The organism is Bradyrhizobium sp. 23AC (genome assembly GCF_054863025.1).
In genome coordinates this window covers 1-11,816 of the sequence record NZ_JAVAYN010000027.1, presented here as the reverse complement: position 1 = coordinate 11,816, position 11,816 = coordinate 1, and the positions used below count along the sequence as shown (strand labels likewise).

General features: G+C 66.1%; 10 protein-coding genes. 7 read left to right on the top strand and 3 right to left on the bottom strand.

All coding sequences use genetic code 11. From position 1 onward, the window contains the following. The first annotated feature begins 15 nt into the window (after positions 1-15). Entirely contained in the window at positions 16-636 is a 621-nt protein-coding gene (locus RAD10_RS37250) for a TetR/AcrR family transcriptional regulator (RefSeq protein WP_461621356.1), read from the top strand. On the opposite strand, the gene hutU is transcribed toward RAD10_RS37250, so the two are convergent. Genes hutU through hutI form a run of 3 tightly spaced genes read right to left on the bottom strand, consistent with a single transcriptional unit; the run spans position 637 to position 5,087 of the window. Next, positions 637-2,307, bottom strand: a complete 1,671-nt coding sequence (gene hutU / locus RAD10_RS37245) for a urocanate hydratase (RefSeq protein ID WP_461621355.1) — start codon at positions 2,305-2,307, stop codon at positions 637-639. Positions 2,308-2,316: 9 nt separating this feature from the next. Beyond that, complete coding sequence (gene hutH / locus RAD10_RS37240) at positions 2,317-3,876, bottom strand: histidine ammonia-lyase (RefSeq protein ID WP_461621354.1); 1,560 nt, start codon at positions 3,874-3,876, stop codon at positions 2,317-2,319. Continuing rightward, the gene (gene hutI, locus RAD10_RS37235; protein ID WP_461621353.1) at positions 3,873-5,087 is read right to left on the bottom strand and encodes an imidazolonepropionase; all 1,215 of its coding nucleotides are present in this window, start codon (positions 5,085-5,087) and stop codon (positions 3,873-3,875) included. The genes hutH and hutI overlap by 4 nt, the downstream gene beginning before the upstream one ends. An 84-nt stretch (positions 5,088-5,171) precedes the next feature. On the opposite strand from hutI, the gene RAD10_RS37230 reads away from it, so the two are divergent. From RAD10_RS37230 to RAD10_RS37205, 6 genes are all read left to right on the top strand, one after another. Beyond that, positions 5,172-6,530: a formimidoylglutamate deiminase gene (locus tag RAD10_RS37230; protein ID WP_461621352.1), complete on the top strand. Its 1,359-nt coding sequence runs from the start codon at positions 5,172-5,174 to the stop codon at positions 6,528-6,530. Then, positions 6,527-7,255: a histidine utilization repressor gene (gene hutC, locus RAD10_RS37225; protein ID WP_461621351.1), complete on the top strand. Its 729-nt coding sequence runs from the start codon at positions 6,527-6,529 to the stop codon at positions 7,253-7,255. The genes RAD10_RS37230 and hutC overlap by 4 nt, the downstream gene beginning before the upstream one ends. Before the next feature lie 105 nt (positions 7,256-7,360). Beyond that, a complete protein-coding gene (locus RAD10_RS37220) occupies positions 7,361-8,305 on the top strand; it encodes an ABC transporter substrate-binding protein (RefSeq protein WP_461621350.1) in 945 nt (314 codons plus the stop codon). Between the two features lie 72 nt (positions 8,306-8,377). Beyond that, complete coding sequence (locus RAD10_RS37215) at positions 8,378-9,151, top strand: ABC transporter permease (protein WP_461621349.1); 774 nt, start codon at positions 8,378-8,380, stop codon at positions 9,149-9,151. Next, positions 9,148-9,933 (top strand): ABC transporter ATP-binding protein, encoded by a 786-nt coding sequence (locus RAD10_RS37210; RefSeq protein WP_461621348.1) that lies wholly within the window; start codon positions 9,148-9,150, stop codon positions 9,931-9,933. Before RAD10_RS37215 ends, RAD10_RS37210 begins: the two co-directional genes overlap by 4 nt. Then, entirely contained in the window at positions 9,926-11,158 is a 1,233-nt protein-coding gene (locus tag RAD10_RS37205) for a hydantoinase/carbamoylase family amidase (RefSeq protein WP_461621347.1), read from the top strand. Before RAD10_RS37210 ends, RAD10_RS37205 begins: the two co-directional genes overlap by 8 nt. Positions 11,159-11,816: the final 658 nt, after the last annotated feature.

The following is an 11,816-nucleotide window of genomic DNA, read 5'->3' as shown; positions in this document are numbered from 1 at the left end:
CCAAAGCGTCGCAACATGCGCGCGGCCGACCGCGAGCGCGCGATCGTGGACGAGGCCATCCGCTTCTTCGCTGAGCGCGGCTTCGAGGGCCAAACCCGCGAGCTCGCCAAGCGCATGGGCATCACGCATTCGGCGATCTACCGCCACTTCCCGAGCAAGGAAGCGCTGATCGAGCGGGTCTACCAGGAGGTCTATCTCAGCCGCTGGTCGCCCGATTGGGGTCCGATGATCCGCGACCGTTCGTTGTCACTCGAAGCGAGACTCACGCGCTTCTATCTCGACTATGTCGAACGCGTGTTCGAATATAATTGGGTGCGGATCTTCGTGTTCTCCGGCATGAAGTCGTTCGGCATCACCAGCCGCTACCTCGACATCGTGAGGCGCGAGATCATCGAACCGGCCGCGGCCGAACTGCGCCACGAGCTCCGGCTACCCGACGCGAAAGCTCACTCATTGAGCGAGCGCGAGACCGAGCTGTTCTGGGGCCTGCACGGCCGCATCTTCTATCTCGCCATCCGCAAGTTCATCTACGAGACGCCGATCCCGCCCGATCTTGACGCAATCGTCCGCGACGCCGTCCAGACCTTCATGGACGGCGCGAAGACGACGATGCCGAGGCTGCTGGTGAGCGGCTAGCTACTTCGAAAGGCTGGGCAGATCGAGGTTCTTGTCGCGGGCGCAGTCGATTGCGGTCTCATAGCCCGCATCGGCGTGACGCATGACGCCGCTGGCGGGATCGTTCCAGAGCACGCGCTCGATCCGCTTGGCCGCTTCCGGCGTGCCGTCGGCGACGATCACCATGCCGGCGTGCTGGGAATAGCCGATGCCGACGCCGCCGCCATGATGCAGCGACACCCAGGTCGCGCCGCTGGCGCAATTGAGCAGCGCGTTCAGCAGTGGCCAGTCGGACACCGCGTCCGAGCCGTCCTTCATCGCTTCAGTCTCGCGGTTCGGGCTTGCCACCGAGCCGCTGTCGAGATGATCGCGGCCGATCACGATCGGCGCTTTCAATTCACCGCGCGCCACCATCTCGTTGAAGGCAAGGCCGAGTCGATCGCGATCGCCGAGGCCGACCCAGCAGATCCGCGCCGGCAGACCCTGGAATTTGATGCGCTCCTTCGCCATGTCGAGCCAGTTGTGCAGATGCTTGTCATCCGGCATCAGCTCCTTGACCTTCGCATCGGTCTTGAAGATGTCCTCGGGATCGCCCGAGAGCGCGGCCCAGCGGAACGGTCCGACGCCGCGGCAGAACAAGGGACGGATATAGGCGGGAACGAAGCCCGGGAAATCGAAGGCGTTCTTCAGGCCCATGTCCTGCGCCATCTGGCGGATGTTGTTACCGTAGTCGAGCGTTGGAATGCCCTGGGCATGGAAATCCAGCATGGCCTGGACGTGCTCGACCATCGACGTCTTCGACGCGCGCTCCACCCCCTTCGGATCGGAGCCGCGCTTGGCTTCCCAATCAGCGAGCGTCCAGCCCTTCGGCAAGTAGCCGTTGACTGGATCGTGCGCGCTGGTCTGGTCGGTGACGACGTCCGGCTTGACGCCACGGCGCACGAGCTCCGGGAAAATCTCCGCGGCATTGCCGAGCAGGCCGACCGAGATCGCCTTCTTCGTCTTGGCGGCATCTTCCATGATCGCCAGCGCTTCGTCGAGCGTCGCGGCCTGTCGATCGAGATAGCCGGTACGCAGCCGCATCTCGATGCGGCTCGGCTGGCATTCGACCGCGAGCATTGAAGCGCCGGCCATGGTCGCGGCCAGCGGCTGCGCACCGCCCATGCCCCCCAAGCCGGCGGTGAGAATCCATTTGCCGGCAAGGCTACCGCCATAATGGCGGCGGCCGACCTCGACGAAGGTCTCGTAGGTGCCCTGCACGATGCCCTGGCTGCCGATATAGATCCAGGAGCCTGCGGTCATCTGGCCGTACATCATCAGGCCCTGGCGATCGAGCTCGTTGAAATGGTCGAGCGTTGCCCAATGCGGCACGATGTTGGAGTTCGCGATCAGCACGCGCGGTGCATCCGCATGGGTGCGGAACACGCCGACCGGCTTGCCGGACTGGACCAGCAGCGTCTGGTCGCCTTCGAGCTTGCGCAAGGCCGCAACGATCCGGTCAAAGCTCTCCCAGTCGCGCGCGGCGCGGCCGATGCCGCCATAGACGACGAGCTCGCTCGGGCGCTCCGCGACGTCAGGATCGAGGTTGTTCATGAGCATGCGCAGCGGCGCTTCGGTCAGCCAGCTCTTGGCGCTGATGTCGCTGCCGCGGGGGGCGCGGATGGTGCGGTCGTTGTCCAGTCGGCGGTTCATGCGGACCTCTTAATCAAGTCTCGGAAACGGATCGGATGGAAGCGCAGTGATCGCGATGGCCGGCAACGCATCCGCATCGATCAGTGCAGCGGCCTTGGCCAGATCGCCGGCCATGTAGCGGTCCGCACCGAGCGCCGGCACCTGCTCGCGCAATGCGGCGATGACGGCAGCCAGCGACGCACTGGTCGCATGCGGCGCGCGCAGCGTGATGCCCTGGGCAGCGACCAGGAGCTCGATACCGAGGATGGCGGCGAGATTGTCGGCCATGTCGGACAGGCGCCGCGCGGCATGCGCCGCCATCGAGACGTGATCTTCCTGGTTGGCGCTGGTCGGCGTCGAATCGATCGAGCAGGCCGCTGCGCGCTGCTTGTTCTCGGCATAGAGCGCGGCGGCCGTCACCTCGGCGATCATGAAGCCGGAATTGATGCCGGGATCGGGCGTGAGGAACGGCGGCAGGCCGAAATTCAGCGCGGGGTCGACCAGCGTCGCAATGCGCCGCTCGCTGATCGCGCCGATTTCCGCCAGCGCTAGCGCGAGCGCGTCGGCGGCAAAGGCCACCGGCTCGGCGTGGAAGTTGCCGCCTGAGACGATCTCGCCGGTCTCAACCAGGACGAGCGGATTGTCGGTGACGGCGTTGGCCTCGACAATCAGCGTACGCGCGGCCTGCGTGATCAGGTCGAGTGCGGCGCCGGCGACCTGGGGCTGGCAACGCAGGCAATAGGGGTCCTGCACGCGCTCGTCGCCTTCGAGATGCGACAGGCGGATATCGCTGCCATCCAGCAGCGCGGTCAGCGTCGCGGCTGCGGCGATCTGCCCGGGATGACCGCGCAGCGCCTGAATTTCGGGACGGAACGGTGCCGTCGAGGCCATCGCGGCGTCGACCGACAGCGCACCGGTCACGAGCGCCGCACGGGCCAGACGAAACGCGCGCAGCACGCCGGCAATGGCGTAAGCGGTCGAGAACTGCGTGCCATTGATCAGCGCGAGTCCCTCCTTGGGGCCGAGCGTCAGCGGCGCGAGGCCGGCCGCGGCGAGCGCTCCACCGCCGGACACCGTTTTCCCGTCGACGATCGCCTGCCCCTCACCGATCATCACCGCCGTCATGTGCGCGAGCGGCGCAAGATCGCCGGAGGCGCCGACCGAGCCCTGCTGCGGCACCAGCGGCGTGACGCCCCGCGCGAGCATGGCCTGCAACTGCTCGATCACCGCGCGGCGCACACCGGAAGCGCCGCGCCCGAGCGAGACGATCTTCAGCGCCATCATCAGCCGCACGATCGGCTCGGGCGCGGCCGGGCCGACCCCGCAGCAATGCGATACGATCAGATTGCGCTGGAGCAGCGCGGTTTGATCGGGCGGAATGCGTTTCGAGGCCAGCTTTCCAAAGCCGGTGTTGATGCCGTAGACGGGGGCATCGGCCTGCGCGGCCTTCGCGACGATCGCCGCGGCAGCCTCAACGCGCGGCCAGAACGAGGGATCGAGCACGACGGATGCGCCTTCCAGCACGCGCGCGAGATCGTCGAGGCTGACCGCTCCCGGCCTGACGACGATCGCGGTGCCCTGCTCCGTCACTGGCCCCTCCACACCCGGCGATGCAGCGGATTGAAGCCGATGCGGTAGACGAGCTCGGCGGGACGCTCGATGTCCCAGATCGCGAGGTCGCACCATTTGCCGGCCTCCAGCGTACCTGTCTCGTCGAGCACGCCCAGCGCCCGCGCGCCCTCGCGGGTGACACCGGCGAGGCATTCGGCAACCGTCATCCGGAACAGGGTCGCGCCCATGTTCATCGCGAGCAGAAGCGAGGTCAGCGGCGAGCTGCCGGGATTGCAGTCGGTCGCAAGCGCCATGGGAACGGCGTGGGTGCGGAACGCCTCGACAGGCGGCTTCTGCGTCTCGCGAATGAAGTAGAACGCGCCGGGCAGCAGCACGGCCACCGTTCCCGCCTTCGCCATCGCGGCGGCGCCGGCTTCGTCGGTATGCTCGAGATGATCGGCCGACAGCGCCGAGAATCTTGCAGCGAGCGCAGCACCGCCGAGGTTCGAGAGCTGGTCGGCGTGAAGCTTGACCGGCAGCCCGAGCCCTCTCGCCGTCTCGAACACCCGCGCGGTCTGCTCCGCCGAAAACGCGATGCCTTCCATGAAGGCATCGACGGCATCGGCGAGGCCGGCCTTTGCAACGGCCGGCAGCATCTGCCTGCAGACGAGATCGATGTAGCGATCCTTGTCGCCGTCAGCTTCCACCGGCAGCGCGTGCGCCCCGAGGAAGGAGGTGCGGATCGCAACCGGCCTCTGGCGGCCAAGGCTGCGCGCGGCAGAGAGTTGGCGCATCTCGGTCTCGGTGTCGAGGCCATAGCCGGACTTGATCTCGACGGTGGTTGCGCCCTCGTCGATCAGCGCATCGAGCCGCTGCAGCGCGCTTGCCACAAGCTCGGCCTCGCTCGCCTTGCGCGTCGCCGCTACCGTGGAGACGATGCCGCCGCCGGCGCGCGCGATCTCCTCGTAGCTCGCGCCCTTCAGGCGCAGCTCGAACTCGTGGGCGCGGTTGCCGCCATAGACGAGATGGGTGTGGCAGTCGACGAGGCCGGGCGTGATCCAGCGTCCGCCGCAGTCGATCCGTTCGGCCGCATCGGCATCCGCCGGAAAATCGGCCTGCGCACCGGCATAGACGATATGGCTGCCGCGCGCGGCGATCAGGCCCCGCTCGATCTCGCCGAGATCGGGCCGGTCGGCCCGCATCGTGGCAAGCCGGGCATTGTGCCAGATCCGGTCGAAGCGCTCTGCCATGCAACGGTCCCTTCGCGTGGGATGCTTGACTTATATGTCTAGACATATAATCGTGGGACCGTTCTGTCCAGCCGGCGTGTAATCATGACCCGACTGCATTTCGCCTCCGCGCTCCTGCCCTCGGGCTGGGCCAATGACGTGCAGGTGGTGATCACCGCCGGCGCGATCGCGGCGGTGTCCGCGGGTGTGCAGCCGACCGCCGGCGACGAGCGCCACGCCATCGCGCTTCCGGGACTTGCGAGCCTGCACAGCCACGCGTTCCAGCGCGGCATGGCGGGCCTCGCCGAGCTGCGCGGCAATTCCACCGACACGTTCTGGACCTGGCGCGAGACGATGTATCGCTTCGCCCTCGCAATGACGCCAGATGACGTCGCCGCCGTCGCGACACTTCTCTATGTCGAGATGCTCGAGCAGGGATTTACCCGCGTCGGCGAATTCCATTATCTGCATCATGATCGCGACGGTTCGCCCTATGCCGATCCCGCCGAGATGGCCGCGCGCATCGCGCAGGCTGCCGAAGCGTCCGGCATTGCCCTGACCCTGCTGCCGAGTTTCTATGCGCACGGTTCCTTCGGCGGCGCAGCGCCTCATGACGGCCAACGCCGCTTCATCTGCTCGGTCGATCAGTTCGCGGCATTGATGGCCGCCTCGCGCAGGGCCATCAGCGCATTGCCCGGCGCCAACATCGGCATCGCGCCGCACAGCCTGCGCGCGGTGACGCCTGACGAGCTCGCGGCGATCGTTCCGCTTGCCGACGACGGGCCGGTTCATATCCACGCCGCCGAGCAGGTGAAGGAAGTCGACGACTGCCTCGCCTGGTCGGGACGGCGCCCGGTGCAATGGTTGCTGGAGCACGTGCCGGTCGACCGGCGCTGGTGTCTCATTCACGCAACCCACATGACGGATGCGGAAATCACGGCATTCGCGAGCGCTGGCGCGGTCGCTGGCCTCTGCCCCATCACCGAAGCAAGCCTTGGCGACGGCATCTTTCCCGCCCGTGAATTTGTCGCTGCCGGTGGCGCCTTTGGCGTCGGCACGGATTCCAACGTGCTGGTCGGCGTCGCCGACGAATTGCGCCAGCTCGAATACGGGCAGCGCCTCAAGCACCGCGAGCGCAACGTGCTCTCCGCCGGCGCAGGCCGCTCGACCGGACGGACGCTGTTCGATCATGCGCTCGCAGGCGGCGCACAGGCGCTGGCGCAGCCGACCATCGGCCTCGCGCCCGGCGCGCGCGCCGATATCGTCACGCTTGACGGCGCACATCCCTCGCTGGCAGGGCGTCACGGCGATGCCACGATCGACGGCTGGATCTTTGCCGCGGGCAGTGGCGCGATCGACTGCGTCTGGGCCGGCGGTCACAAGGTGGTCGAAGGCGGACGTCATGCGTTGCGACAAGCTGCACGCGAGCGCTTCAACGCGGCGGTTCGGAGGCTTGTCGCATGAGCCTTGCCACCGACGCGGCCGACAAGCCGACGCTGTACAAGCGGATTCGCGCCGACATCGAGAAGCGCATCCTGACCGGCGAATGGCCGCCGGGGCATCGCATTCCGTTCGAGCATGAACTGGTCGCCCGCTACGGCTGCTCGCGCATGACGGTGAACAAGGCACTGTCGGAGCTGGCGCAAGCCGATTTGATCGAGCGGCGGCGGCGCGCCGGCTCTTTCGTACGCAGGCCGCAGCATCAGTCGGCGGTTCTCAAGATCGCCGACATCCGCGCCGAGATCACCGCACTGGGGCGCGGCTACGGCTACGAGCTGATCGGTCGCAAGCTGCGGGCTGCGACTGCCGCCGACCGTGACCGTCTCGGCGTGAAAAAGGCCGGCAAGGTGGTCGCGATCACCTGCCGGCACAGCGCCGACAAAGTGCCCTTTGCGGTCGAGGACAGGCTGATTGATCTGTCCTCGGTGCCGGAGGCCGCAACCGCGGATTTCGCGCGCGAACCACCGGGGTCGTGGCTGCTTCATCATGTCCCGTGGACGGAGGCCGAGCATACCATCAGCGCCATCGTCGCCGACGATCGCACGGCGGATGCGCTCGCGATCGCCGTCGGCGCGCCCTGCCTCGTGATCGATCGCTACACCTGGCGCAGCGCACGCACCATCACCGCCGTGCGCCTGCTCTATCCCGGTGATTCTCACCGCCTTGTCGCGCGATTCAAGGGAGGCTGAGAGGATATGTCGGCACAAATCGTGCAACGCTTCGGGCAACGGTCCATCTGGACCGACAATGATCAACAGGACGTCAATCCATCGATCGGCAAGAGGACGACAATCATGCGTAGTTCGACGATATTTGCGACAATCATTGCTTTCGCGGCCGCCACTCCCGTGCTCGCCGACGACGTCAAGGTCGGCGTGGGCATCTCCGGCTGGACCGGCTTTGCGCCGCTGACTTTGGCGAAGGAGGCCGGCATCTTCAAGAAGAACGGCCTCGACGTCACCATCAAGAAGATTCCGCAGAAGGACCGCCACCTCGCGATCGCGTCCGGCGACATCCAGTGCGCGGCGACCACGGTCGAAACCTGGATCTCCTGGAACGCCAACGGCGTTGCGACCAAGCAGATCTTCCAGCTCGACAAGAGCTTCGGCGCCGACGGCATGGCCGTGCGCAACGACGTCGCCGCGATCAAGGACCTGAAGGGCAAGACCGTCGCCGCCTCCGCGCCCGGCACCTCGCCTTATTTCGCGCTGGCCTGGATGCTCAAGAAGAACGGCCTCACGGTGAAGGACGTCACCGTCGTCAACCTCGAGCCGGCCGCGGCCGCGCAGGCCTTCGTCTCCGGCCAGAACGATGCGGCGATGACCTATGAGCCGTACCTGTCGACGGTGCGCGCCGCGCCCGACAAGGGCAAGATCATCGCGACCACGCTGGACTATCCGATGGTCATGGACACGTTCGGCTGCACGCCGAAATTCCTGACCGAGAATCCCAAGGCCGCCAAGGCGCTTGCCGACAGCTATTTCGAGGCGCTCGACATGATCGCCAAGGACCAGGCCAAGGCCTACGAGATCATGGGCGCGGACGTGAAGCAGAGCGGCGAGCAATTCGGCAACTCGGCGAAGTATCTGCGCTGGCAGGACAAGGCCGCGAACCAGAAGTTCTTCGCCGGCGACTTCCTGACCTTCAACAAGGAGGCTGCCGAGCTCCTGCTCGAGATCGGCATCATCAAGGCCGCACCGAAGGTCGAGGATCTCTTCGACGCCAGCTTCATCAAGTAAGTTTTCAACGACTTGCTGGTCCCGCCGCAAGGGCGGGACCAGTGCAGATCGACTATTCGGATAGACAGTTGGATGCGTCCCCTGGACCCTGTTACATCGAAGCAGCGCGTGGCCTACGGCCTTGCGTTCTTCGTGGTGTTCGTTGCCCTCTGGTCGTGGGCGACCTTTGGCGGCTATGTGTCGAAGACCTTTCTCGCCAACCCGCTCACGATGGTTCAGGAAGGTTATGACCTCCTCGCCAAGCAGGGCTTCATCTACGACATCGGCATGACGATCTGGCGCGTCGTCGGCGGTTTTGCGCTGGCAGCCATCATCGCAGTGCCGCTCGGCGTTCTCATGGGCGCCTATAAGCCCGTCGAGGCGTTCCTCGAGCCGTTCGTCTCGTTCGCGCGCTATCTGCCCGCCTCCGCCTTCATTCCGCTCCTGATCCTGTGGGCCGGCATCGGCGAGCTGCAGAAGCTGCTCGTCATCTTCATCGGCTCGGTGTTCCAGGTCATCCTGATGGTCGCCGTGACCGTTGGCGCCACGCGGCGCGATCTGGTCGAGGCAGCCTATACGCTCGGCGCCAAGGACCGCGGCATCATCCGCCGCGTACTGCTGCCATCCTCCGCGCCCGAGATCGCAGAGATCCTGCGGCTGGTGCTGGGCTGGGCCTGGACCTACGTCATCGTTGCCGAACTGATCGGCTCGTCCTCGGGCATCGGTCACATGATCACCGACAGCCAGGCGCTGCTCAACACCGGACAGATCATCTTCGGCATCATCGTGATCGGGTTGATCGGCCTGCTCTCGGACTTCATGTTCAAGGCGTTCAACGCCTGGCTGTTTCCGTGGAGGCTCGCATGACGATCCTCAAGGTCGAACAGGTCTCGCGCACCTTCCCCGCACGCCACGGCAACGCGCCGACCAAGGCGCTGGAGCCGACCGATCTCGTGATCGGCAACAACGATTTCGTCACCATCCTCGGCCCCTCCGGCTGCGGCAAGTCCACGCTGCTCCGCATCGTTGCGGGGCTCGATCGTCCGACCAGCGGGCGCGTCACGCTCGACGGGCGCGAGGTCACCGGCCCCGGCGCCGATCGCGGCATGGTGTTTCAATCCTACACGCTGTTTCCCTGGCTCACCGTGCGTGAGAACATCGCCTTCGGCCTGTGCGAGCGCGGCGTGTCCGAGGCGGAGCGCCACAGGATCGCCGACGCCTTCATCCGCCAGGTCGGCCTGTCCGGCTTCGAGAATCATTGGCCGAAGCAGCTCTCCGGCGGCATGCAGCAGCGCACTGCGATCGCGCGCGCGCTTGCCAACGACCCGAAAATCCTGCTGCTCGACGAGCCCTTCGGTGCGCTGGACAACCAGACCCGCGCCTTGATGCAGGAGATGCTGCTCGGGATCTGGGAACGCGACCAGAAGACCGTGCTGTTCGTGACCCACGACATCGAGGAAGCGATCTTCCTCGGCAGCCGCGTCATCGTCATGAGCGCGCGTCCCGGCCGCATCAAGGCCGAGATCACAGTGGACCTGCCGCATCCGCGCTCCTACAAGATCAAGACCACGCCGGAATTCGTCCAGCTCAAGGAACGGTTGGTCGAGGAGATCCGCACCGAGGCGTTGAAGGTTACTGAGCATGCCTGACACCAAGCCGCGCGCCGATGGCCAGCGCGTCCTCGCCGACCTCAACGCACTCCGTGCCATCGGCACCTACAAGACCGGCGTGCACAAGCCGACCTTCTCCGAGCCGCACAAGCTCTCGCTGGACTGGCTGGTGCGCAAGCTGCCCGGCGCCGGCCTCGCCGCTTCGATCGACGGGATCGGCAACGTCTTCGGCACCAGCGCAACGCCGGGACTGAAACTTCTGGCCGGCTCGCATCTGGAGAGCCAGAACTACGCCGGCTGGCTCGATGGCCCGCTCGGCGTCGTCTATGCGCTCGAGGCGGCGCGCGTGCTCAATGCCGATCCGACCGTCAAAGGCGCCGTCGAAGTCGTCGCCTGGTGCGACGAGGAAGGGCATTTCGGCAGCTTCCTCGGCTCGCGCTCCTATGTCGGCCAGGTGACCGAAGCCGAGATCGACGCCGCGCGCGACCGCACCAGCGGCCGCACCATGCGCGATGCGCTCGCCGAGATGGGGCTCGCCGGTCGCGCGCGCGTCAGCGTCGAGCCGGGCCGCCACGTCGGATATCTCGAGGCGCATATCGAACAGGGCGACACGCTCGAAAGCGGCAAGCTCGCGATCGGCGTCGTCACCTCCATCGTCGGAATCTGGCAGTACCGTGTCAATTTCACCGGTGAACAGAATCACGCCGGCACCACGCGCATGGCCGTGCGCAAGGATGCGGGGCTGGCGCTGGCCAAATTCTGCGTCGCGATCGACCAGCGTTTTCCTGATACCTGCGGTCCGCGCACGGTCTGGACCACCGGGCGCATCACGCTCGATCCCGGTGCGCCGAGCATCATCCCCGGCGGCGCCGAGATGCTGTTCCAGATCCGCGACGACGATCCGGCCGTCATTGCGCGGTTGGAGCAGTTGCTGCGAACAATGGCGGACGAGACAAGCGCAAACGGCCCCTGCACCGTTACCGTCGAGAAGATTCGCACCGGTGCGCCCGCCATGATGAACACAGGCTTTCAGGACGCAATCGAAGCCGCGAGCAAGGCGCTGGCCGGCGGGCGATCCATTCGCATGCCCAGTGGCGCCGGCCACGACGCGCAGATGCTGGCAACCGTCATGCCCGCCGCCATGCTGTTCGTGCCGTCGATCGGCGGCATCAGCCATCACTGGACCGAAAACACGGCCGACGCCGATATCGTCACCGGCGCGGAGGTGTATGTCGACGCCTGCCGGCGGATCCTTGCGGGTTAGAACGAGCCAGGGACGCCCTGCGTCGGGGGCAATTCTGCGCTGATGCGACGAAGCAATCCAGAGCGTTTCCGCGGAGGGATTCTGGATTGCTTCGTCGCCAGCGCAAAATTGCCTTGCAATTTTGTCGCGGGCTCCTCGCAATGACGGAGTGCGAGGCAGCATCGCGATGCTCCAATGCATATCCCAGCGGCAGTGCCGTAGGGTGGGCAAAGGCGCATAGCGCCGTGCCCACGATCTCCGTCCATGAGCAACAAGGCGTGGGCACGCTTCGCTTTGCCCACCCTACGAGATCGAGTTTGTGGCACCCAGCTCGGCTCGCGGACATGCCTTTGCGGCCTCGCGGCGCATTTCGCCCGAGCTTTGCTTCGTCTCGCTACCCTCTCATCCAAGAGGGCGCAGGGAAGGCCAGGTGCTGGCTCGCACCCGCGGTCCGCTGCGCGAAATGCACACGCAGAAAGAACCGCACAGCAGCATACAGGTGGTGCCGATCACTCGGCCTTCCCTGCGCAGTGGCTGGACGGCTTATGCCGTGCTCTCCCGGGAGCCGAACTTTCCTTCTGGCCTCCCTCGCCCCGCGAATTGATGATGCAGTCTGCCCGGTTGGGCTCGCTCGCATCTCCGCGAAAGGCTTGACCGTAGCAACGACGGCCAGGACCAC

What these genes read in the sequence shown, in the direction of transcription:
- RAD10_RS37220 (WP_461621350.1), top strand. Translation starts at nt 7,361, where the DNA reads ATGCGTAGTTCGACGATATTTGCGACAATCATTGCTTTCGCGGCCGCC.
- hutC (WP_461621351.1), top strand. Translation starts at nt 6,527, where the DNA reads ATGAGCCTTGCCACCGACGCGGCCGACAAGCCGACGCTGTACAAGCGG.
- hutI (WP_461621353.1), bottom strand. Translation starts at nt 5,087, where the DNA reads ATGGCAGAGCGCTTCGACCGGATCTGGCACAATGCCCGGCTTGCCACG.
- RAD10_RS37205 (WP_461621347.1), top strand. Translation starts at nt 9,926, where the DNA reads ATGCCTGACACCAAGCCGCGCGCCGATGGCCAGCGCGTCCTCGCCGAC.
- RAD10_RS37230 (WP_461621352.1), top strand. Translation starts at nt 5,172, where the DNA reads ATGACCCGACTGCATTTCGCCTCCGCGCTCCTGCCCTCGGGCTGGGCC.
- RAD10_RS37215 (WP_461621349.1), top strand. Translation starts at nt 8,378, where the DNA reads ATGCGTCCCCTGGACCCTGTTACATCGAAGCAGCGCGTGGCCTACGGC.
- RAD10_RS37250 (WP_461621356.1), top strand. Translation starts at nt 16, where the DNA reads ATGCGCGCGGCCGACCGCGAGCGCGCGATCGTGGACGAGGCCATCCGC.
- RAD10_RS37210 (WP_461621348.1), top strand. Translation starts at nt 9,148, where the DNA reads ATGACGATCCTCAAGGTCGAACAGGTCTCGCGCACCTTCCCCGCACGC.
- hutU (WP_461621355.1), bottom strand. Translation starts at nt 2,307, where the DNA reads ATGAACCGCCGACTGGACAACGACCGCACCATCCGCGCCCCCCGCGGC.